Origin of the sequence: Marinimicrobium alkaliphilum (genome assembly GCF_003259155.1) — a bacterium.
GTDB lineage: Bacteria > Pseudomonadota > Gammaproteobacteria > Pseudomonadales > Cellvibrionaceae > Marinimicrobium_A > Marinimicrobium_A alkaliphilum.
The window spans coordinates 555,681-578,764 of the sequence record NZ_QGMQ01000001.1 but is presented as its reverse complement, the minus strand read 5'-3'; the positions used below and the strand labels follow the sequence as shown (position 1 = coordinate 578,764).

The window sequence follows — 23,084 nt, the reverse complement described above, 5'->3', positions numbered from 1 at the left end:
GTGTTACTCCGTTGCCAGCGCCGCGACGGGATCGAGCCGCGCGGCTTTGCGGGCGGGCAAGTACCCGAAAACCAGACCGGCGGCAAAGGCACAACCAAAGGCCAACAGCACCGGCATCAAAGAATAGAAAATGGGCGTACCGAACGTGCCGACCACCGCCGCAGCGCCCAGGCCGATCGCGACACCGATCACACCCCCGAGCGATGACACCACCAGGGCTTCAATCAGAAACTGTTGCAGAATATGACGGGTGCGTGCACCGGTCGCCATACGCACACCTATTTCGCGCGTACGCTCGGTGACACTCACCAGCATAATGTTCATTACGCCAATACCACCGACCAACAGGGATATCGCGGCGATCGACCCGAGCAGCCAGGTCAGCGTGTCCTGGGTTTCAGAAATGGTATCGATCAGAGACGCCATATTGCGGATCTGAAAATCCTCAATGCCGTGACGGTCCAGTAACACCTGATGTACCGCATCCTGGGTCGCATCCATCAGCCGCGTGTCGTCGACCGCAACCGTAACGTTGCGCAAATGACGCTGACCAAAAATCCGCAAACTCCCTGTGGTATAGGGTACAAACACCACGTCGTCCTGATCCTGCCCCATGGGCGAGGCGCCCCGTGCACTCATGACACCCACGACCTGAAACAGGATACTGTCGACCATGATGTACTCGCCCAAGGGGTCCTCGCGCCCAAACAGAGAGTCGACGACGGTTTGCCCAAGCACCGCGACCGAAGAGTAGTTGACCTGATCCTCTTCGCTGAAGAACGTCCCGCGTGCGATCGGCCACTGACGCGCCTGCGGAAACTGAAAGGAGGTGGCATTCACTTCGGCGCGATGGTCAAGGTTGCCATAGCGGAGCGTGTTACCGCCGGTCAGCTCGGGAATTGCCGCAATTAAATTGGGCACACTGGTGTTGATCGCATCGACGTCTTCAGGCACCAGCGTGGTCACATTCCAACGACCGCCCCGCTGCCCCGGCCCGCCTGGACGCACCAGCAACAGGTTGCTACCCATGGCGCTGATACGGTCCACCACTTCCTGGCGGGCACCATCGCCAATGGCGAGCATGGTGATCACGGAAGCAACGCCAATGACAATCCCCAGCAGCGTCAGAACCGTGCGGAAAATATTGCTGCTCAGTGATCGAAAAGCGGTTTTTGTGCCTTCGAAAATTTCGTTGCGAAACGGGGGCTCGCCGTGCAGCGCCTGCGCGTCTGCCAGATTTTTAGCCGCACGAGGCGGCGTGGTCTGGGGGCCAGAATCGCCCACGACCTTGCCATCGCTGACTTCAATCAGACGATCGGCATGGGCGGCCACTTCCGGATCGTGGGTAATAAGGACAATGGTATGGCCATCTGCCGAGAGCTGCTTAAGCAGCTTCATGACTTCGGCACCGCTGTGGCTGTCGAGTGCGCCCGTGGGCTCGTCGGCGAGAATGATCTGGCCGCCGTTCATCAGCGCCCGGGCGATAGACACCCGCTGCTGCTGGCCCCCGGACAACTGGTTGGGCTTGTGGCTCATTCGATCCTGCAACCCCAGGGTCGTGAGCAACGACTCCGCCCGTGTGCGGCGCTCACGGGCGCTAAAGGCTGAGTAGGTTGCCGGCATCTCGACGTTTTCGCGCGCGGTTACGCCGGGCAACAGATTGTAGCTTTGAAAGACGAACCCGAAGGCTTCCCGGCGCAGTTGGGCTAAACCGTCACGGTCGAGTTCGGATACGCTTTGGCCGTTGAAGCAGTATTCGCCACCTGTTGGCTTATCCAGACACCCGATGATATTCATCAGGGTGGATTTGCCGGAGCCCGATGCCCCCATGATCGCGACGAATTCCCCCGGGTAGACCTGCAGATCAATGCCGTGCAACACCCGGGTTTCCAGTTCACCGTTGCGGTAACTTTTGGTCACTCCGCGCAGATCCAGCAGCGGTGTGCGGGTGTCGCTCGCCGGTTGGGCAGCGGTCATCAGCGCAGCCTCCGGGGAATACGCTCGTCGCCGCCTGAGCTTTGCCCGGTTGCGCGCAGGGTGATGGCAATCCGTTCACCCTCGCGCAAGCCGTCGAGAATTTCTGCCTGTACCCGGTCAGTGACACCGACAGTCACTTGGCGGGTTTCGAGTTGACCGTTGCTGCCAATCACCTGGACCTGAGCGGGCCGTTCAGTGGGCGCTTCCTCTGAACGAGCCGGTCGGCCGCGTTGCTCGAACCGCAATGCCGACACCGGCACTACCAACGCATCTTCAGCTTGAGCCGTAATGAAAAATACTTGTGCCGTCATTTGCGGCAACAGCTGGCCACCGCGATTGGGCACATCAAACAGGGCGTTGTAGAGCACAACGTTGTTTTCGATCGTCGGCGTCGGCTCGATCCGGGTCAACTCACCGTGCCAGCGTTGCGCCTGATTGCCCATGGTCATAAAGTAAACGGGCATGCCGGTGTCGAGTTTACCAATATCCGCCTCCGAGACCTGCGCCTGCACGGTCATGGTGTCCAGGTCGGCAATACGCATCAGAATCGGTGTTTGCTGGGAGGCGTTGAGGGTTTGGCCCTGGCGGGCGTCAATGGATACCACGGTGCCGTCCATGGGTGCGTAGATGCGGGCGTAATCGAGGTTGGCTTCCTCGGCGCGCAAGGTCGATTCGGTTTGTTCTATCTGTGCTGCCAGGGCATCCCGTTGCGCGCTGGCGGAGCGCAAGCTCGATTCGGCGGTTTGCAGGGATTCGCGGGTGGTGGCGTCCTCGTCGAACAGGTTGCGCTGACGGCGCACCTGGATTTCTGCCAGTTCCATCTGGGCTTCACGATCGCGCAGTTGCGCGCGCTGGTTGCGCAGCTGGGCGCGGGTGGCATCCACGCGGGCGGCGTAGACAGTCGCATCAATCTCTGCCAGCAGGTCACCCCGGCTCACCCCATCGCCCACCTCGACATGAATGCGATCCAGTTGCCCGGAAACCTGTGCGCCCACATCCACAAAGTTACGCGGCTGAAGCACCCCGGTGGCCGTCACCAGTACCCGGATATCGCCGCGCTCGACGGTGATGGCGTTTACGCCTTGCGCCTCGTCATCGGTGCGCGTCAGCCAGAAGACGGCGGCCACAAGGGCGAGCAGGGTCAGGCCCGATAACAGGGCGTTTTTGACGCGTTTCTGGGTGAGCAAGATTGAATTCCTTTTGTAGTTTGGATTTTCGGTGTTGTTTAGTTTAGTGCGGTGCCTCACTGTCGGATTACGCTTCGCTAATCCGACCTACTCGAACAATGGCACGCTCCATCGTGTAGGGCGTAATCCGACAAAACGGCACCCAACCCAAAATTGCACCACCGCTCATGTAGGTCGGATTAGCCGCAGGCGTAATCCGACACCTGAGGCACCCAAGACAACATCAGACTATCACCCCATTCTTGCAAGCTCATCCGTCACTTTCAGCCCTTTTTACAGGGCTTTACACAACCCCCGGATCATGCAGAAAATGTGCAGATGCCCCCTACCGTGCCATACTTTACCCACAATTGCCCCGTCTGGAGTCACAATGAGCACCACCCAAGCTAACGCCGATAGCGCCGACCGCGAATGCCCCCTGATCGATGGCCGCCGCGAAATCCAGAAACTGACCGCCCGCAGCTCCGATGTGGGCGGTATTCCTGTAGCCCGGATGCTGCCCTCCCGTCATCGCAGGACCATCGGCGCCTGGTGTTTTCTCGACCACGCAGGGCCGGTGCGTTTTGCCCCCGGTGAGCAGGGGTTACAGGTGGGTCCACACCCGCACACCAGCCTGCAGACGTTTACCTGGATGATTACCGGCGAAGCTCTGCACAAGGACAGCCTGGGCTCGGAGCAGGTCATTCGCCCGGGCCAGGTCAATTTGATGACCGCAGGCAAAGGTATCACCCACACCGAGCAATCCCTCAATCCCGAGCTGGGTCTGCACGCCGCGCAGTTGTGGATCGCCCTGCCCTATGCCGAACGCCACTGTGAGCCGCGTTTTGATCATTACCCGGAGCTGCCGCGCTTTGCCTTGGGCGAACTTGAGGCGACGCTGCTGATGGGTGAGTACAACGAACGGCAGGCACCCACTCTGGCTTACTCACCGCTGGTCGGGATGGACCTCCAATGGCAGCAGGCGGGCTCACAAATCCTTGAGCTTCGGCCAGATTTTGAATATGGCGTGGTGGCACTGGAGGGGGATCTCGAACTCGACGGGCATGCGCTTGCAACGGATGAGTTAGCCTATCTCGGAATCAACCGGGAGTCCGTGACACTGACCGTGAAAGACCGAGGCCGGGCGCTGTTGATTGGCGGCACCCCGCTGGAGAAAGCCCCGGTGATCTGGTGGAATTTTGTCGGTTACAGCAAGGATGAGGTGAGTGAAGCGCAGCGGCAGTGGGAGCTCGATGATGGGCGGTTTGGTGCGGTGCATGATAATGCGTTGGCACGGATGAATCCGCCCGCGATTCCGTGGTGATTCGAGGCACGGTTTAGGTTTGGGTGCCTCAGGTGTCGGATTACGGCTTCGCCTAATCCGACCTACGCAAACAGTGGCACGCTGCATCCAGCAGGTCGGATTAGCCCGCAAGGCGTAATCCGACAATGTGGCACCCACCCCAAACAACGGCACGCTGCACCCAGTAGGTCGGGTTAGCCCGCAGGGCGTAATCCGACAGTGTGGCACCCACCCCAAACAACGGCACGCCGCATCCAGTAGGTCGGATTAGCCCGCAGGGCGTAATCCGACAATGTGGCACCCACCCCAAACAACGGCACGCCGCATCCAGTAGGTCGGATTAGCCCGCAGGGCGTAATCCGACACCCCAAACAACGGCACGCTGCATCCAGTAGGTCGGATTAGCCCGCAGGGCGTAATCCGACAATGTGGCACTCACTTCTATCACAAGCACGTGAGAAGGTCTTCCCATCCGGCCAGTGCGTCCGGATCTTCACGATCTACACAGACCAACGCGAACTCAGGTACGGCTTTTCGGGCCTTGAGACCGTCGTAGAGCGCATGGCCAAAAGCGCAGTAGGCGCTATAACGTTTGTCCCCCAACGCCAGTACCGCAAAGCGCAGCCCGGGCAGGTCTTCCGCCCGGTGCAGACTGCGCCGGGCAAACACCGCGCCATTGTCCGGGGGCTCGCCTTGGCCATAGGTACTGACCACAAAAATCACGCGCTGCGCCCGCTGCAACTGGCGTTCGCGCAAGCCGTTGGCCGTCAGCAGCCTGACGCTGTGGCCATTGGCTCGCAACGTGTCGGCCGTTCCCCTGGCATGGCGCTCAGCAGCACCGTTCTGGCTGGCATAGCAAACCAGACAATCCGGCCCGCGCCCGGACGTCGCAACACCTTCCGTCTCCGAAACGCCGGCACGATGACGCCGCCAGATATGTGCACAGAAAATCGCATAGCCCAACAAAATACCGAGGGTCTGCAATAACGGTGAGGTCATGACGGCTCCTCAATGCTGACTTACAGCGGCAGCACTTCAAACACGGCCGTGTAATCGCCGGTACGGACCGTGGCGGGCGCCTTGGCCTGTTCATCGCGGTAGCTGGCGTTGAAGTAGTACATGCCCGCACGCGGCCAGTCGATGGTGACTTTGCCCTGGGCATCGGTCGTCAGCTCAATGGCGTCCTGAGCGTTGCGATAACGCATGGCATCGGGGATCACGGTCACGCTGGCGCCTACGGCCGGTTCACCGTCGATCAGGATTTGAAACTGCGCGGCTTCGCCGGCAAAGAGATCGTTGGGGTGTGTGATGGCTAGCAGCTCGATTCCTTCGCCGCTGGGCTTGAGCGTCTCCTTGGTGGGCGCGCCGGCGGTGACAAAGGTTTCTATACGACGAGAGAACTGGGTCACTTCGAGATTAGCGGCATTTTCGGGTACCGCCTGGGCATAGCCTTCAGGCGTGTAGGCCTGGCCACGGCCGGGATAGCCGCGGCGCTCGCCGTTTTCTTCCCAGCGGGCGCGCAAGCCGTTGCTGGCGTTGGCGATTCTGTAAGTACCCGTCGCCGTCAGGTTGAGATCGAAAGTGGTGCGGAAACGCCCGGTGTGCAGATTCTGGACATCGACCGTTTCACCGCCAGGCGCAATGACCTGGAAGTTACCGCGCATCGCGTGATAGTCGGTGTAGAAGATGTCATTGGAGATGGCCGCGTCAAAAGTGACCCAGGCGTCTTCCGCGGAATGTACCGTTGCCCCCGGTTGAATCCAGGCGCGGTGGGCGTGAGCCGTCGTGGCCAGGGCGCCCATAAAGGCGACGACCAGGAAAAGTGGAATGGATTTTTTGAGAGTCATAGCGTTTACCCGTTTTTGGTGGATGAATATTTTGTTGGTGGTGATTCTTCGGTTGGGTGCCTCAGTGTCGGATTACGGCTACGCCTAATCCGACCTACGCCGACAATGGCACGTTGTTTCCCGTAGCTTGGATTAGCCCGAAGGGTGTAATCCGATACTGAGGCAGCGAACTCAATCGGCGTTGATAACCAACCGAATGTTTCCCAGCTCCTCGCTGCCGCTGTCGGCATAATCACCGGACGCGGGCCAGGTGAAGGGAATGGACAACAGCTCGCGGCCGCCCACTTCCCGGGCGGCCTCGACCCAGAGCACATAGTCGCCTTCAGCGAGATCACCCAGGGGCGGCTCGCCACTGACAAAGGTCAACTGATGTGTGCCCGGAGCGCGGGTTGCGCCGGTCACGCCATCGATGGGCATGGTTTGGCTGCGACCGCTGCGGCGCCACCATTGGCGCATATCCTTGAGCCATTTTTCCCCTTCGTTGTTACGCAGCTCAAGGTCGTACCAAACGGCCAGGTCGCGCACCACCTGATGGTTTTCCCGCGCGATCCACACGGCCACATAGGGACGGTGATACTCGGCGACTTGCAGTCGCGGAATGTCGAGGGTAATGGTCATCTCTGTTGCGTGCGTGCCCATGGTCACGAACAACAGGATGCACACGGCCGCTAATTTTCTTACGGTGTTCATGATTAATCCTCAGTGCAGTAAAAACACAATTAGTATCCAGGGAATAACGAGTCCCAATCCGACAAGAGGCCAGGTTGTCGGCCGATTTGCCGCGTGACGTTTGAGCAGCACTAATCCAGTGATCGAGAAGATCACGCAGGCGACCGCAAAGATATCGATAAACCAGGACCAGGCTGTGCCGGTATTGCGCCCCTTGTGCAAGTCATTGAAGAGCGCTATCCAACCGCGATCGGTGCGCTCGTACAACACGTCACCGGTCACCCGATCGATACTCAACCAGGCATCCCCGCCGGGGCGAGGCAGACTGAGATAGACTTCGTAGCCATCCCATTCGGCGGCGCGCGCTGGCAAGCGCAGCTGCCACTCATCGGCAAACCACGCCCGCAAGTCATCGGGCAGCGGCGCGCGTTCAGCGTGAACTGCCTCAAGGGACAGCAGGCGCTCCGACGGCAACTCTGCCTCGAGGGTCGTCACCTGCGGGCTCGCCTCGATACGGCCAGCGTGGTTGAGGGTGATCCCGGTCAGGGCAAACATCAGCATTCCCACCAGGCACACCGCTGAACTGATCCAATGCCACTGGCGCACACTGCCTATCCAGTTCAGCGGGCTTATGGCGCTAACAAGGCTCCTCATGCTCGCGTCAGAAACTCATATCTGCCGAGAGCCACAGGCTGCGCGCCTTCTCCGTGGTGTTGTAATCCGGAATGCAGTTGTAGCCACTCTGGGTATCGTTGAGGTTACAACTGCGCCCGGACAGGTCATCGTTCAACACATTGTTGATGCGCGCGTTGATCGCCAGGGAATCGCTGGCCTGATAGCGTGCGGACAGGTGGAAGAGTTCGTAAGCTTTGTAGTAATGCCACTGCTCCATTTCCTGCCCGGTGCTGGTGACGGTGCGGAAGCGTTTGCTGCGCACTTCGCTCACCAATGACAGCGTCAGAGGCTCCAGTGCCTGCCAACTGAGCGTGGCGTTCGCCATATGCTCGGGTGTATTCATGATGGGGCGACCGGCGTTGTTGCCACTTTTTTGCTCACTGTCGGTCCAGGTGTAGTTGGCGCGCAGCATGACGGATGGGGTGAACGCGATGCGGGTACCCACCTCGACACCGGTAGAAACCGCGCGGTCGATGTTGGTGCTCTGACCGAAGCTGGTGAAACCCAGCTCGGCCCAGCCCGGACCGATATCTACGCAGCCGGCGTCATTGACGCGATTACCACTGGCGTCGAAGCAGTTGGGTACGGCGTCGGCACGGGCAATTTTGTCTTCAAACTCGGTGTGGAAGACAGTGACGTTGGCGCTCAGGCCGCGCTGATTATCAAAGTAAGCCGCGACTTCGTAATTGAGGCTGGTTTCTGGCTGCAGATCCGGCGACCCCACAAAAGGACTGACGCCCTGACCACCAAAGCCAGTGATACCCGGGTACAACTGATCCGGGCGCGGGGCAATATAACCGGTACTCACACCGCCTTTTAATGACCAGTCGCTGCTGGCCTGCCAGTTGATATAGCCCCGGGGACTGACATTGCCACCGAACATATTGTGGTCGTCATAGCGCGCGCCCAGAGTCAATGTCAGGTCGTGTCGGAGGCCCCAGTGGTCTTCGGCAAACAGCGCCCACTGGCGATGAGGTTGAACCACGCCCTCCTGAAAACCCGCACCGTCCATACCAAAGGTGCCGTCTTTCATTTCGGCATCAATATACTGGGCACCAAAGGCGAGCGTATGGGCTCCCAACTGGGTGTCCAGACGTGTATCAACCGTAGTATTGCTGCTTTCCAGCGTACGCAGGGGCCGAGGCAAAAACACTTCCGCCAGCGTATTGGCCACGCCCTCCGGCATAATGAACTGACTGTTGGAGACCCGACAATCATCAAGGGCCGGGCAGCTGTCATTCCAGATCTGTTGCAGCGCCTGGCGCTCGGCAATGGTCAACGGCAGCGAACGACCCAGGTTGCTGCTGGTGAGCCGGGAAACCGAGGCCTCTGTACGGCCAAAATCCCAGCGCCCTCTGTGGGTTAACGCCCATTGTTCGCGCTCAAACCGTTGGTACTCTGTGTAACCCACCCGGGGCTGGACGATACCGGCGTTGGAAACACGCCACAGACTTTCAACACCATCGAGTGTGCCGGTCTGCCCCTGGGTGTTGTCGTAACGCTGTTTGGCGACGTCGTAATCAAGCAGCAGCTCCTGCCCTTCGCTCACGACCCATGCCAGGGTTGTGCCCAGATTCCAGGTTTGCGCTTCAACAATCTTCCGATCGCCAAAGCTGCCCGTGTCTTCCCAGAACGGCGGGTTGGGATTGCCGTCTACATCGGTTTCCGGCAGCGGCAACCGGTCACTGTATCCCGGGTCACTCTCTTCGCGGTTGTAGAGGCTACCGCGCACGGTCAAACCCAGATGGCCATCGATAAGCGGACCACTGGCATAAAACTCGGTTTTGCGGTCATCGCCAAATTGTGAATCTTCTTGCAGGTTCAGGCTGGTGGTGATGGAGCCAGCCCAGCTCTCGCTCACCGTGCGGGTGATGATGTTGATGACGCCGCCAATGGCATCCGAGCCATACAGCGTCGACATGGGGCCTCGCACCACCTCGATCCGCTCAATGGCCGACAGAGGCGGCATGTACATAAACTGACTGTTGCCAAAATTGTTCGGCCCGATGTTGCCGACGTCGTTCTGGCGCCGACCGTTAATCAGTACCAGGGTGTAATCCGCAGGCAGACCGCGCAGGGTAATGGACATGTTGCCGTTCTTATCCAGACTGCTGCCAACATCAATACCCTCAACATCGCGCAAGGCGTCCGCGAGACTGGTGTAGGGTTTGCTTTGCAGCTCTTCGCGGCTGACCACGCTGACGCTCGCGGGTGCATCGGCGATTTTCTGTTCAAAACCGGCGGCCGAGATAACGGTGCGGCCCAGGTCGATGGTCTCTGCCGAAGCCCCTGCCCCCAAGCTGGTCACGACGGCGGCGATAAGTCCCAATGAATGTTTTTTACGCATATTTCCCCCTTTTTTTGGGTGCGACGATGGCCGCACCGCGTTAACGCGAATGATAATACATCTCATTAGCGGGAAATATCAACAGTAATGAGAATTATTTTTATTTGCAGAAAAGGGAGGCTGTGATTTTTTTGGGGGGGGAATCGTGTGTAATGGCTTTGGGGTTTGGGTTTGGGGTGCGGGTGTGCAGATGGTCGGGATGGTTAGATATAGATCGCTGCCTCAGGTGTCGGATTACGGCTGCGCCTAATCCGACCTACGCAAACAGCGGCACGTTGCATCCAGTAGGTCGGATTAGCCCGAAGGGCGTAATCCGACAATGTGCCACCCACCCAAACAATGGCGCGTTGCATCCGACAATGTGGCACCGATCCGAATCAATGTGCCATCACTAAAAGCGCTCGGTTTTACCCGTGCAGCGGCCGAATGCCAACGGCGGCACGGGCTTTCGCCAACAACGGGCGGCTGACGGCGCGGGCCTTCTCGGCACCAGCCTGGAGCACGGCTTCGATCTGTTCGCCGTCGGCGAGCAAAGCGTCATAACGTTCGCGCGCGGGGGCAATCTGCTCGTTGATCAACTCAAACAGCTGCTTCTTGGCCTCGCCCCAGGCGATACCGTCAGCAAAAGCCTGGCGCATCTCGGCGGTCTGTTCATCCGTCGCAAACGCTTGCCAGATCTGAAACACCGTGGAGGTATCCGGATCTTTCGGGTCGCCCGGCTCCAGCAGGTTGGTTTTGATTTTATTGATGTGTTTCTTCAGTTTTTTCTCGGGCAAAAACAGCGGAATGGTATTGCCGTAACTCTTGCTCATTTTGCGCCCGTCGAGCCCCTGCAGCACCGCTACTTTGTCGTCCACTTGGGCTTCGGGCAGCACGAAGGTGTCGCCATAAATGTGATTGAAGCGCGCGCCGATGTCACGCGCCATTTCAATATGCTGAATCTGATCGCGGCCGACCGGCACTTTGTGCGCATTGAACATCAGAATGTCCGTCGCCATCAGCACCGGGTAGCTGAACAGGCCCATGGAGACGCCGTAGTCCGGATCTTCACCCGCCTCACGGTTGGCATCCACTGCCGCCTTGTAGGCATGGGCGCGATTCATCAGGCCTTTGGCAGCGACACAGGTCAACAACCAGCAGAGCTGGGGAATTTCCGGCACATCGGATTGGCGATAGAACACAGAGGTGTTGGTGTCCAACCCCAGAGCCAGCCAGGTGGCCGCAATCTCACGGGTTGACTGGTGAACCAAGTCGGGCTCCTGACACTTGATCAGCGCATGGTAGTCGGCAAGAAAATAAAAGGTTTCCACATCCTGACGCTGACTCTCGGCAATTGCCGGGCGGATGGCGCCTACGTAGTTGCCCAGGTGCGGGGTACCGGTGGTGGTAATACCGGTGAGAATCCGTTGTGTGCTCATGGTCTGTCACTTATTCCGGTGCTTGCGATAAAGGCGGCTATGATACAGGCTCGCGCCGCTCACTGCACCTGGGCGACAGCACTCAGGCAACGCCGGTACTCCGGTTCGAGAGCCTCCCAGCTTAACGCCGCCACCGAGGGTTCGCTGGGCAGGGTGCCGCTATACCACTGACAGGCTCGCCGGTACAGCTGTTCGGCGGCAGCTTCAGCTTCACGCTCCGGGTGTTCGAGATGACTCGCATAGCACCAGGGTTCGGCAAACCAGTCCGGGTAGGCCAGGCGAGCGGGCACCAACGGAATGCAGCCCGCCGCCACGGCTTCGAGCACCGATAGCCCCTGAAAGTCATGCACCGCTGTGGACAATACCCCATGACTCCGGGCCAACAGTTGCCGGTACTCCCCTGCCCCTTCGACATACCCCCAACGTCCGAGCGCCCTATGCTGCTCAAGCAACTCGGCCACGGCCGCGAATGCCGGCGGTTGCTGTCGGAATTGCTGACCTACCACATGCACGTTGAGCGCAGGCGCATTGGGCCGTGCAAAGTAGGTGCGCAGTAAGCTCAGCAACCGCTCGGGCCCCTTGTCGTACTCCCAGCGGTGGTTCCACACCAGGGAAAAACAGGTTTCTGACGAAGTTTTATCCGTAAAACAGTGATCCGCCAGGGGCACGGGAATAACCGCCGATTTGGCTTTGATCTGATCGACAACCCCCTCTGGCACCTGGTCTGGCAGGCGGTTGAGCAGTGCCTCACAGCCCTCAAAAAAGGACTGACTGTTGTAGGGCGAGTTAAACAGCACGCGGTCGGCACAAAGCGCGCTGTACAGGGAGATGACTTGCGGCTCCACCGGACTCAACTGCGTCTGCCGCACAGGGTAGGCGAACTGATTTTCGTGGAAGTAAAGCACCGTGGGAATACTCGCCAGCGCTGGTACCAGGCCGCGCAGGGCCGACAAGTCAGTCATGGAGGTGGCGATAATCAGGTCATAGCCAGCGTTCAGGGTCTGCGCGTTTTCCTGAGACCAACTCAGGCTGTTGCCCCGCACCCGCCAACGAAAGTGACGTGGGGGTAAAGCCAATTGGGTCCAATGCCAGTCGTCCAGGTGGCGGGCAAGATCCAGACGCCAGCGGCGGTGGCTATCGGCGTCATAGGCAGAGAGCAGCAGGACCCGCACGCGCCCGCCTGGCTAGTAATGCTCGCGGGCGTTTTGCAACACCAGGGTTTCAAAGCCACCTTGGGCGAGTAGCTGCGCGGCGACGTCGGTGCGCCGGCCGGCATCATCGGTGACCACATAACAGGTGTTGTGGTCCAGGTCGGGCAACGCATTGCGCAATTTGCTGAGCGGGATATTGCGGCTATTGGCGACCTTACCGAAGCGCCGCTCTACCGCCAGGCGGACATCAATCAACGCGTAGCCACGCTGCTCTTCATCGCGCTGCTGCAGCGCCTCCAGAGAGGTGGCACGCACCACCGGCGCTAGCAACAGATTCTTGAAATCTTCTTTCCCCAGGCGCATCAGCCGCCCGGCACGGGTCATCAACACCGTGGCATTGCGGGTGGTATCGCCCACCAGGGCCTCCTCGCCAAAATACTGACCGGGAATCAGCTCCGCCAGGGTAGCACCAGCCTTGTCCACAACCTTGGCCCGGCCGGTTTCGAGCACATAAAAATAATCGCCCGGCTCACCCTCGCGCACCACCGACTCGCCCTTCTTGAACTCCACCGACTCAAAACGCACGAATAGCTGCTGAATATTGCCCGGCGGAATTTTAGTGAACAGCGGCGCTTCGAGCAGGTTTGACATCCAGTCGTGCTCTTCCTCGTCGCCTTCCGCTTTGTTACCGCTTTCGCTCCAGGCCATGACCAGGTCAAGAAAGTCGTTTTCCAGACAAAGCAGTTTGACGTTGGATTTGGCAACGGCGGACATTTGCGTGGGGTTGCCCACACTGACGGTTAACGGGTGGCGGCGCAGGTCAGCGTCTTTATGGTTGACCGAGGTTGTGGAAAACTTGGCATCAATCAGGTCGACCTGGCCCTCGAGCAGATACAGGGCTTCAGTCAGGCTTTTGCCGCGCTGGAAGATCAAGGTGCCCTTTTGCACCTCGCGCAGCTGCACTTTGTCCCCGACTTTGGCGAGGTACTCGTCGCTAAGGCTATCGAAGGGGGACAGGGCGCGCAGGGCGCTTTGGCTGATGCTCATAGGCTGGGGGTCTCTCCGAATACAACGCGGGATAGCCCCCGAGTATAGCAGATCAGGCGCTATCCAGTAGACCGTGGCTTGGGCTAGAACAGGCTCGGAATGTTCAAGCCCAGCGTATAGTGGTTGTCTCCGGGGCCCGTGTCATGGGCAACGCCCAGGTCCAGGGTCCAACTGGTACTGCCGATATGGTAGCGCAGCCCCGCCGCAACGATCGGGTCGCCCTCTTCCTCATTATAGACTTCGGCAATCAGACGCGGGCCGGCCAGGCGAATATTCAGAGCGGCGCCATAGGTCAGATAGGTATCTTCGAGCACGCGGTTGTGTTCAACGCCGCCATTGAGGTGCAGCACTACGCTCTCACTCAAATGAAAGCTCACGGGTACATTGGCATACACCGCGTCGAGCCCGTCGCGGCTCAGGCTGTACTCGGCCCCCAGACTGAAGGCGATAGCCGGACCCCGCAGTGGCCGGTAAAGCATGGCTTTACGCTCAATACTCACGGAATCAAATTCATCGGATTGGAAGTTGTATACCAGCGGCATTGACCACTCGGCACCCATGAAGTTACACCCCGGACTCAGGGTGCCCCAGGTCGTCGGACTGGAGCGGGTCGCCCACAGCTCAAGCTCGCAGGTGCCTCGCGGCACAATGCTGGCATCGTCCACCAGAAAGTGGCCGCCGCTGGCACTGGCGGTGAGCGGCGTCAGGGCCAACAGCAGCGGCCCCATCAAACGTTTATACATAGCGGTTCCTCGTCCCTCCGCCCTGCCCCTCAGGGAAACAGGACCAGGGTGGCAATGCTGAAATAAATAATCACACCCACGCCGTCGGCGATGGAGGTCACCAGCGGCGCTGATGCCGTCGCCGGGTCCCAGCCCAGGCGGTGCAAAATGAAAGGTAGAATCATACCAACCAAACTGCCGATAATCACAATGGCAACCATCGAAAATGCGACCACCTTCACAACATCCACTTCCGTGCGCAATACCCCGATGACTGATACCGCCAAGGCCATGCTGAGCCCCAGACCGGTAGCAACCAGCAGCTCACGCCCGAGTAAGCGACCCCAGTCGCGCCCACCGACATCACCGGTGGCGAGACCGCGCACCATCAACGTCGCCGCCTGGGCCCCGGCGTTACCGCCACTGGCGATCAGCAGGGGCAGGAAAAAGAGCAGTGCAATGTAGGCCGAAATGGTCTCTTCAAAGTGGGCGATCCCTGCGCCGGAAAAAATGTTCACAAACACCAGCAGTACTAGCCAGCCGATGCGCTTGCGATAGAGCATAAACAAGCCCGACTCACCGACCCCGGTCTCGAGCTTACCGACGGTGGCACTTTTGTGGATGTCTTCAGTGGCCTCAGCTTCGGCCACGTCCATGGCATCATCGTAGGTCACAATACCCACAAGGCGCTCGCGTTCATCGAGCACGGGCAGCGCCAGAAGGTCGTAGCGGGAGATCAGCTTGGCCACCTCTTCCTGGGACATGTCGGTAGGCGCGCTGATGATCTCGGTACTGATCAGGTCGTGGATGCGGGTATTGGGGCGCGCGAGAATAATATCCCGCAGCGAGACTACACCCACCAACTTGCCCACACCATCGATCACATACAACTGATAGATGGTTTCCGCTCGGGGCGCAGTGTAGCGCAGAATTGCCAGCGCATCGGAGGCCGCCACACGGGAGGGAATGGTGACATAACCGCTGGTCATGACCGCCCCGGCCGTTCCTTCCGGGTAGCTCGACAAGTGGATCAGCTCTTCCCGGGACTGGTAGGTCATAAACCCCATGACGGGCTCGCGCCGGGGAGCGGGCAGCAGATTGAACAAATCCGCACGTTCATCCGCATCCATGTTATCGAGCAACGCCGCCAAATCATCATCGGGCATCAGGGCGGCAATAGAGAGCTGCTGTGTGATCGACAGGTGCCCCAATACCAAAGCCCCGTGGCGCGCCGGCAAGAGCGCCAAGGACTCCAGGGCATCTTCCGGAGCCTGCATCTGTAAATAGTCTGCAAAGTCCGCCGGTTTGAGTTCATCCAGCAGCGCCTGCAAGGCGTCGGCGTCTTCATTCTGCATGGCAACATGCAGATCGGCAATTAGGTTCTCATAACTCATTGCCCGGAATCCTCACTCGGGTTGTTGGCGTTTACGGTCACGTTAAAACGTCAGCGCGTCGGAGTAGTCATAAAAGGCATCAAGCACCTGATTGAGGTACCAGGCATCCTTGTCGCCCGCCAGCTCTCGAATGGAGTGCATGGCATAGGTGGGGACCCCGACATCCAGGGTCTTAACCCCGACCTCGGAGGCGGTAATCGGGCCGATGGTGCTGCCGCATTCCATATCTGTGCGCGTAACGAAGGCCTGCACGGGCACGCTCCGGGACTCACACAACCAACGGAAGAAGCCACTGGTCTCACTGGTGGTTGCGTAGCGCTGGTTGGCGTTGACCTTGATCACCGGGCCGCCATTGAGGCGTGGGCCGTGGTTTTCGTCGTGCCGGTCGGCAAAGTTGGGGTGCAGCGCGTGCGCATTGTCCGCGGATATCAACAGGGATTTATCGAGCATGCGCAGCCGGGCCTCGGTGTCGGGTACCAGGCGCTGCAGGAACTGCCCGAGCATGGGCCCGCGCGCGCCGCAGGCCGAGGCGCTGCCCACTTCTTCATGATCGTTGCACACCAACAGACAGGACTGCTCGCCGTCGGCGTTGATCAGCGCCTCCAGGCCCACAAAACAACTGAGGAGATTGTCCAGGCGCGCACTGGCAAGCAGTTCGCGCTGCAAACCGATCTGCGCCGGGGCCTGGGTATCGTAAAAGCACAGATCGTAATCGAGCACCGCACTGTCGGTGTCGAGCCCCAGGGTGCTGGCCAGTAGTGCACGAAAATTGGGTTTGTCGCCACTTTCAGGGAGAAACGCCAAGAGCGGCGGCAATTCTTTTTGGGGATTGATGCTGCGGCTGCGATTGGCCTCCCGGTCCAGGTGAATGGCCAGGCTGGGCACGGTGGCGATGGGCGCTTCAAAATCCAGCAGACGACTGTAAAGGCGCCCCTCACCGTCGCGGCAGGTCACCCGCCCGGCGAGCGAAAGGTCGCGATCAAACCAGGGCGCCAGCAGTGCGCCGCCATAGACCTCCACACCAAGCTGAAAGCAACCATGCTGATGACGCTCCGGTGACGGTTTCACTTTCAGGCAAGGGCTGTCGGTGTGCGCACCCACCAGGCGAATACCCCGCTCCGCCAGGGACTGCCGACCGTAGACAAACGCAATGATCGAGGAGTCGTTGCGGGTGACGTAGTATCGCCCCCCGGGTTTGAGTGACCAGTGCTCGCCCTCGGCCAGGGCGGTAAAACCGTTTTCGCGCAGTCGCTCAGCCATCTGCGCCACCGCGTGGAAGGGTGACGGCGAACGCTGAATAAACGCGAGCAGGCGCGCGTTAAAGGAATCGGTAGCACTGGGTTGAACCATAAATCGGCCTCGATCAAAGTTTGTCATGCCTATTAACGACGAATACGTTCACGCTTTTTCCAGGACACGGTATCGCGCAAGTACAGCGGCTCAGCCTGATCTGCCGCCTGAACCGCTCCTTGCGCCAGTGCGCGAGCGGCCAACACCACCAGTGCCCGCGCGTCAGGATACCACTGTTGCTCACAGGAGAGCGGTTTGAGTGACTGCAATGGCGGATAATGCCAGCCGGCGCCGCAACCCGTGAAGGCATCCAGAGACTGCCCTTGAACGGCGTCGACGACTGCCTCGGGAGCGCTGACCGCCTCCTTAACCATAGCCTCGGCCACGCCGTCATGCCACTGATAAAGCCCCCAGTACACTTCGCTCATGCGCGCGTCCAACGCTGGCAGAACCGGCCACTGTTGGCGCTCTGGCCGAGCCGACAGCCAACCTTGAGCCATGCCCTGCAATGTCGACACCGGCACCACCGGAAGATCAGCACCAAAGGCGAGCCCCTGCACGACCCCAAGACAGATGCGCAAGCCCGTGAACGAGCCCGGCCCTCGGCCATAGGCAATCGCGTCGAGCTGGCTCAAGCTCAGACCGGCTTCGGAAAGTACCTCATCGACCATCGGCAACAGACGTTGGGTGTGGCTTTTGGCGGCCAGTTCAAATTGTCCTTCGACCCGCCCATCGCACCAGAGGGCGACGGAACATGCATCGGTGGAGGTATCGAGGGCTAGAATCCGGGACATAAGGAGAACCTGGTCGATGATCAGATGTCGGAGGACGGCTGCGCCTGATCCGACTTACATGGGCGCTTATCAGCGCGGGGCATTATACCTAAAAACAAAAACCCCCCGCGACCCGGTCGCGGGGGGTTTATGAGCCAATACCCCACTAACGGGGCGTTGAATCAGCGGCACTTACTTCTTGCGGGTGCGCCGACGCGTCGTGCTCTTGGCCTTGGCGGTTACCTTGCGGGCCGTCGCCTTGGCTTTGCGCGCTGCCGGTTTGGCCTTACGCTTACCGCGCGTTGCGGCCTTTTTGGCTTTAGCGGCGGCTTTTTTCTCCAGGGCCATGACCTTGCTTTTGGCTTTTTTAGCTGCTGCTTTGGTCTTCACAGCCAGCTTCTTGGCTTGGGCACGCACCTTTTTGGCATTGGCAGCGGCACGCTGTTTACGCCATTTGACCTTATAGGCCGCCAACGCCTTCTCCAGATCCTCCTCGGATTTGGCCTCCAGACGGGCTTCAACTTCCTGGAGTTTGGCGTTCGCCGCTGCTTCGGCTTGCTTGATAGTGCTGATGGCCTTGGCCTTTTGCACATCCAGCTTGGCCTCAGCCAGCTTCACGCGCGCATCGCGCATTTTGTCGGATTGGGTCATCACCGCTTTGGTGGCGTTTTCCGCCACGCGGGTATCCGTCACGCGCTTGCTCTTGCGAGCCTTGGCTTTGGCGGATGAGGCTTTTTTGCGCGCGGCGTCAACTTTCTTCACCTGCGCGTCCAATGCCCGCTGCAGTTTCTCGACTGTGGCCTCAGCCTTCGCAACTGCGGGCTCGACAACGGTCGTTGCTACAGAACGTTTGGCAGCAGCGCGTTTTTTCGCCGGTGCCTTTCTCTTTTTCGCAACTCGTGCCATAAAAATTCTCCTCGCTTTCCTAATAAAAGGTGTGCCTAGTTAACGTTAGTTTCGGATGCACTTTTATTAAGCACCAAGGGTGCTAACAAGATACTATTTAATTATTCGTCGTTTTGCACGTTTTTTGGCCGTTTTTTTTCAAAAAGTGTACTGAATAGGCAAAAAAAATCCCTCAGCCGTTTCCAGTCGAGGGATTTTCGTGCGCTAGTGCGCGGTGACATTCACCGGCGTGCGCTCAACGCAAAACCGCGAGCAATTGTTCACGAATGCTGTCAACGCTGCCGACACCAGCAATTGAGGTGTATTTCGGCGCAGACTCATCACCCGCTTCAGCGAGTTTCTGGTAAAAACCCACCAGCGGTTTGGTTTGCTCGTGATAGACCTGCAAACGCTTGCGCACTGTTTCTTCCTGGTCATCAGAACGCTGCACCAGGGGTTCACCGGTAGCATCATCGAGACCTTCTTCTTTCGGCGGATTATGTTCGACGTGGTACACCCGGCCAGAGGGCTCATGCACACGCCGGCCACTCAAGCGCGCGACAATTTCTTCGTCCGCGACATCAATTTCAATAACGTGATCGATATGAATGCCGGCTTCGAGCAACGCCTCCGCCTGGGGAATCGTGCGCGGAAAGCCGTCAAACAAAAAACCTTTGGCGCAATCGGGTTGGGCGATCCGCTCTTTTACCAGTGCAATGATCAGATCGTCGGAGACCAGGCCACCCGCCGCCATCACATCTTTGGCTTTTTTACCTAACTCGGTACCCGCTTTTACCGCAGCCCGGAGCATATCGCCGGTGCTGATCTGGGGGATGCCAAAGGTTTCCATAATCAGTTGCGCCTGTGTGCCTTTGCCGGCGCCAGGCGCGCCCAAGAGTATGATTCGCATGGGGTTTTGCTCCTAAATAGAGACGACTGCTGAACGGCCGGCGGGCCCGCTTTCGCGCACCCGGTTCGGTCTGTTGCCGCCATAATGTCGATTAAAAAGGCGTTACCTTACACCGGCGGCCCAGCAATCACAATAAGGGCGGGCGATGCTGGCAAGTCGGCCCAGATCAGCTATACCTTTAAGTAGGGCGCCGTCGCGCCCCGAATGCCCCCACGAGGGATGAATGCTAGCCATTGTGAGGTAACGCTATGAAGGTCAATGAGCTGATGAAAATGTGGGACCGGAACGCCAGCGGCGAACTGGCAGAAAACCACTACACCGTGCGCCTGCCGGTGGAGGACGCTGCCAGAATAGCCGCTCTGTGCGAAATGTACCCCAAGCGCTCAGCCGAAGACTTTATCACCGATTTGCTGTCAGCCGCGCTCAGTGAGATCGAAGGCGGTATGCCCTACATTAAAGGCGATGAGGTGATCGCCGAGGACGAAATGGGTGATCCCATTTATGAAGACGCCGGTTCCACCCCCCGCTTTCTGGCCCTGAGCCAGAAACACCTCAAGCGTCTAAAGGCCCAGCGCAACGGTTAACAGTATTTGCTCTGGGCGCACGCGCTCCCTAGAATAGCGGCTATTCAGGCCGCTCACATGACCGTCGGCGGCGCCTACCGAGGAGACCCTCAGGCTTATGGCCCTGGAACTCGACGATTTTGACCGCAACATTTTGCGCATCTTGCAAGAAAATGCCGATTGCTCCATGGCCGAGCTGGGCGAGAAGGTGGGTCTGTCACATACCCCCTGCTGGCGCCGCGTCAAACGCCTGGAAGCCGAGGGTATTGTGCGCCGCCGGGTGACTCTGCTCGACCCGCACAAGCTCGGTCTGGGGGTCACTGTGTATGCTTACATCATCATTAAAAGCCATGACGAAGAGTCGCTCAACGCCTTTGAATCGGCGGTGCACGCGATTGCGGAGATCGTGGAGTGCTACTCCACCAGTGGCGACAAGGACTATGTATTGCGCATTGTGGTGGACAGCGTGGAGCACTACGAACAGCTGCTGAAGCGCTCGCTGGTGCACCTGCCCAATGTGGCCTCGGTCAACTCAACGTTTGCACTCAAACAGGTGAAGTACACCACACAGCTTCCCATTTAGCCGTCCCCTTTACGGGGCTGAGCCTGTATCAGGCATCCATGTCGGCGTAAGTATCGGCCTCGGCGGCGATGATTTCACCGAGAATCTGTTCCGGAGGTTTGTCCCGACAGTTAATGGTGATGTCGGCATAGCGCTGATAGAGCGGACGGCGCTCGGCGAGCAGTTCGCTAAAGCTTTGACCCGGCTTACAGGCGACCCCACGACTGCCAAAATTGTTTATCCGCGCCTGAAGTTCCGCCTCGGGTACATCCAGAAACACCGCCGGACCAAAGCGCTTCAGGCGGCGCATTCCGGCATCGCTGTAGACAGCACTGCCCCCGGTAGCGATGACATGGTTGGGGTAGTCGGCACCGAGCAGCACCTGCTCCTCAATTTCCCGCAACTTCAGGTAATCGTGCTCGTAAATGATTTCCTGCAATGCTTTACCTTCGCGATTCTGGATCAGAATGTCGGTGTCAACAAAATCCTTGACCAACATCTTGGCCAATAACAGGCCAATGGTGCTCTTGCCCGCGCCGGGCATACCGATCAGGATCAGGCTGTTGCTAAAATCTGTCATCTGAGTCTCCAGGTCTGGCTTTGGTCAATCGCGCCGGGCGCTGATTATTTGTGCAGCTTCAGGCTGACTTTGAGCAGGCGATTATCCCGCATTTCGAGCACCACGAATTCCACTTGCCCAAGCTTCACCCGGTCACCTACCACCGGGTAGCGATATTGGCTGTAAATATAGCGGGCAATACTCCAGCTCGCCTTGTCGCTGGGCACCTCAAAACTGTACAGCAAGGCCAAATCAGCCAATTTGGCGCGCGGCGTGATCACAAATTCACCGAAGAAAGCCTGCGCGCTCAAACGTTCGGGCTCCGCCACCCCGACAAAGATTTTGTCCAGAGAATCCAGCTCCAGCGGCGTCGCCAGCAAGTAGACGTGGTCGCCCTCGGCAAAGGTATCCCCGGCTTCGAGTGTAGCAGGCTGGCCGCCGCGCATCACGCACAGCAGGCTGGCCCGGCCTGGCAGCGGTAAGGTCGCACTGGTGAGCTTGAGTGCCGGACTGTCGTGCGCGAGCTTATAGCCCACAAATTCGTAATGATCCTGTCCCGGTACGCCCAGCTCGACCCGCTGGACCCGACTGGACGTGGTAGGCACATCCAGATTCAGTCGGCGCGCCAGGGGCGATACCGTCCAGCCCTGCAGCACCAACGACACCAGCACCATGACAAAGGCGATATTGAAAAAGAACGGCCAATTCTCAAAGCCTGCCAGCCAGGGGAACATCGCCAGCACGATGGGCACTGCCCCGCGCAGCCCCACCCAGCCGATAAAAAGCTTTTCCTGCCAAGAAAACTGGAACGGCAACAAGCACAACCACACCGCCAGGGGGCGTGCGACAAAAATCAGGAACAGTGCCACCAGCAGAGCCGCCGAGGCGTAGCCAATCAGCGATACCGGCGACACCAGCAAGCCGAGCATCAAGAACAGGCTGATCTGTGCCAGCCAGGCGATACCGTCGTGGAAGCGCTGGATGTTATAGAGGCCTTTGGAGACCCGGTTGCCCACGACCAGCCCCGCCAGATAAACCGCGAGGAAGCCACTCGCCTGAAGAACGGCTGCCGCACCAAAAATGGAAATACCGCCAAACAGCGCCAACAACGGATAAAGGCCCGGGCTGAGGGCCAGACGCCCTACCCCGAGGGCCAGCAGGCGCCCGCCGAAAATACCTATGGCCGCACCGGCACCCATTTGCCAGAAGAACTGGGTCAACATCATCCAGCTGAAACCGGACTCCTGGGATACCATCAGCTCGACCAACAGAATCGTAAGGAAGATGGCCATGGGGTCGTTCAGGCCCGACTCGATTTCCAGGGTTGCACCAACCCGGGTCTTCAGGGCCAACCCCTGCATATTGAGGACCGAGAACACCGCGGCGGCATCGGTGGAGCCCACAATGGCCCCAATCAACAACCCCTCCAGCCAACCGATGCCCAGAACCCAGGCCGCAAAAGCACCGCATAAGGCGCTGGTGGCCACCACCCCAACGGTGGCCAAGCTCAAGGCCGGACGTAGGCCCACCCTGAAATTGTGGATATCGGTGCGCAAGCCGCCGTCGAACAGGATCACAGCCAGTGCCAGCGCCGCCAGAAAATACGCGGACTCGACATCGTCAAACTCGATGCCGCCAATACCGTCCTGCCCGGCCAGCATACCGATAATAAGAAACACCAGCAGCAGGGGCATACCCACCCGCGGCGACAAGGTACTGGCAAGAATACTCACTAAAAAGAGCACCCCGGCCAGTAAAATCAATTGATTGAGAACGTCCATGCCCCTAATACTACTACACATTTCCGCGCGCAGTGAGCACTATGA

21 protein-coding genes are annotated in these 23,084 nt (G+C 59.1%); 3 read left to right on the top strand and 18 right to left on the bottom strand.

The window, feature by feature from the left end:
- Positions 1-3: 3 nt before the first annotated feature.
- Both DKW72_RS02620 and DKW72_RS02615 read right to left on the bottom strand, forming a co-directional pair.
- Positions 4-1,977 carry a MacB family efflux pump subunit gene (locus DKW72_RS02620; protein ID WP_111640738.1) on the bottom strand — a complete coding sequence of 658 codons (1,974 nt, stop codon included), beginning with the start codon at positions 1,975-1,977 and terminating at the stop codon, positions 4-6.
- On the bottom strand, positions 1,977-3,164 hold the full coding sequence (locus DKW72_RS02615) for an efflux RND transporter periplasmic adaptor subunit (RefSeq protein ID WP_232522288.1): 1,188 nt from the start codon (positions 3,162-3,164) through the stop codon (positions 1,977-1,979). The genes DKW72_RS02620 and DKW72_RS02615 overlap by 1 nt, the downstream gene beginning before the upstream one ends.
- Before the next feature lie 370 nt (positions 3,165-3,534).
- Between DKW72_RS02615 and DKW72_RS02610 the strand changes: the two genes are divergently transcribed.
- On the top strand, positions 3,535-4,467 hold the full coding sequence (locus DKW72_RS02610) for a pirin family protein (RefSeq protein WP_111640737.1): 933 nt from the start codon (positions 3,535-3,537) through the stop codon (positions 4,465-4,467).
- Positions 4,468-4,890: 423 nt separating this feature from the next.
- On the opposite strand, the gene DKW72_RS02605 is transcribed toward DKW72_RS02610, so the two are convergent.
- The 14 genes from DKW72_RS02605 to adk all read right to left on the bottom strand — a co-directional run bounded on the left by DKW72_RS02605 (position 4,891) and on the right by adk (position 19,574).
- The gene (locus tag DKW72_RS02605; RefSeq protein WP_111640736.1) at positions 4,891-5,445 is read right to left on the bottom strand and encodes a flavodoxin domain-containing protein; all 555 of its coding nucleotides are present in this window, start codon (positions 5,443-5,445) and stop codon (positions 4,891-4,893) included.
- Between the two features lie 20 nt (positions 5,446-5,465).
- On the bottom strand, positions 5,466-6,293 hold the full coding sequence (locus DKW72_RS02600; protein ID WP_111640735.1) for a DUF4198 domain-containing protein: 828 nt from the start codon (positions 6,291-6,293) through the stop codon (positions 5,466-5,468).
- A 171-nt stretch (positions 6,294-6,464) separates the two neighbouring features.
- Positions 6,465-6,983, bottom strand: coding sequence for a DUF2271 domain-containing protein (locus DKW72_RS02595; protein ID WP_198411191.1), 519 nt, complete (start codon positions 6,981-6,983; stop codon positions 6,465-6,467).
- 9 nt (positions 6,984-6,992) lie between these two features.
- Entirely contained in the window at positions 6,993-7,568 is a 576-nt protein-coding gene (locus tag DKW72_RS02590) for a PepSY-associated TM helix domain-containing protein (protein ID WP_232522287.1), read from the bottom strand.
- A gap of 55 nt (positions 7,569-7,623) precedes the next feature.
- Positions 7,624-9,984, bottom strand: a complete 2,361-nt coding sequence (locus tag DKW72_RS02585) for a TonB-dependent receptor domain-containing protein (protein WP_111640733.1) — start codon at positions 9,982-9,984, stop codon at positions 7,624-7,626.
- A 407-nt stretch (positions 9,985-10,391) separates the two neighbouring features.
- A complete protein-coding gene (locus DKW72_RS02580; RefSeq protein ID WP_111640732.1) occupies positions 10,392-11,402 on the bottom strand; it encodes a tryptophan--tRNA ligase in 1,011 nt (336 codons plus the stop codon).
- A 59-nt stretch (positions 11,403-11,461) separates the two neighbouring features.
- Entirely contained in the window at positions 11,462-12,574 is a 1,113-nt protein-coding gene (locus tag DKW72_RS02575) for a tRNA-queuosine alpha-mannosyltransferase domain-containing protein (RefSeq protein WP_111640731.1), read from the bottom strand.
- Between the two features lie 12 nt (positions 12,575-12,586).
- Positions 12,587-13,600, bottom strand: a complete 1,014-nt coding sequence (locus DKW72_RS02570) for a cyclic nucleotide-binding domain-containing protein (protein ID WP_111640730.1) — start codon at positions 13,598-13,600, stop codon at positions 12,587-12,589.
- Between the two features lie 83 nt (positions 13,601-13,683).
- Positions 13,684-14,343 (bottom strand): hypothetical protein, encoded by a 660-nt coding sequence (locus DKW72_RS02565; RefSeq protein WP_111640729.1) that lies wholly within the window; start codon positions 14,341-14,343, stop codon positions 13,684-13,686.
- A gap of 29 nt (positions 14,344-14,372) precedes the next feature.
- A complete protein-coding gene (mgtE, locus tag DKW72_RS02560; RefSeq protein ID WP_111640728.1) occupies positions 14,373-15,716 on the bottom strand; it encodes a magnesium transporter in 1,344 nt (447 codons plus the stop codon).
- A 42-nt stretch (positions 15,717-15,758) separates the two neighbouring features.
- Entirely contained in the window at positions 15,759-17,066 is a 1,308-nt protein-coding gene (locus DKW72_RS02555) for a M18 family aminopeptidase (RefSeq protein WP_111640727.1), read from the bottom strand.
- 32 nt (positions 17,067-17,098) lie between these two features.
- A complete protein-coding gene (tsaB, locus tag DKW72_RS02550; protein WP_111640726.1) occupies positions 17,099-17,800 on the bottom strand; it encodes a tRNA (adenosine(37)-N6)-threonylcarbamoyltransferase complex dimerization subunit type 1 TsaB in 702 nt (233 codons plus the stop codon).
- A gap of 171 nt (positions 17,801-17,971) precedes the next feature.
- Complete coding sequence (locus DKW72_RS02545; RefSeq protein ID WP_111640725.1) at positions 17,972-18,685, bottom strand: hypothetical protein; 714 nt, start codon at positions 18,683-18,685, stop codon at positions 17,972-17,974.
- Positions 18,686-18,920: 235 nt separating this feature from the next.
- Entirely contained in the window at positions 18,921-19,574 is a 654-nt protein-coding gene (gene adk / locus DKW72_RS02540; RefSeq protein ID WP_111640724.1) for an adenylate kinase, read from the bottom strand.
- A 248-nt stretch (positions 19,575-19,822) separates the two neighbouring features.
- On the opposite strand from adk, the gene DKW72_RS02535 reads away from it, so the two are divergent.
- Both DKW72_RS02535 and DKW72_RS02530 read left to right on the top strand, forming a co-directional pair.
- The gene (locus DKW72_RS02535; RefSeq protein ID WP_111640723.1) at positions 19,823-20,158 is read left to right on the top strand and encodes a pilin assembly protein; all 336 of its coding nucleotides are present in this window, start codon (positions 19,823-19,825) and stop codon (positions 20,156-20,158) included.
- Positions 20,159-20,255: 97 nt separating this feature from the next.
- The gene (locus tag DKW72_RS02530; RefSeq protein WP_111640722.1) at positions 20,256-20,720 is read left to right on the top strand and encodes an Lrp/AsnC family transcriptional regulator; all 465 of its coding nucleotides are present in this window, start codon (positions 20,256-20,258) and stop codon (positions 20,718-20,720) included.
- A 28-nt stretch (positions 20,721-20,748) separates the two neighbouring features.
- Here the strand turns inward: DKW72_RS02530 and DKW72_RS02525 are convergent, their stop codons facing one another.
- Both DKW72_RS02525 and DKW72_RS02520 read right to left on the bottom strand, forming a co-directional pair.
- Positions 20,749-21,279, bottom strand: coding sequence for a shikimate kinase (locus tag DKW72_RS02525; protein WP_111640721.1), 531 nt, complete (start codon positions 21,277-21,279; stop codon positions 20,749-20,751).
- Between the two features lie 44 nt (positions 21,280-21,323).
- Positions 21,324-23,039, bottom strand: a complete 1,716-nt coding sequence (locus DKW72_RS02520) for a potassium/proton antiporter (RefSeq protein ID WP_111640720.1) — start codon at positions 23,037-23,039, stop codon at positions 21,324-21,326.
- Positions 23,040-23,084: the final 45 nt, after the last annotated feature.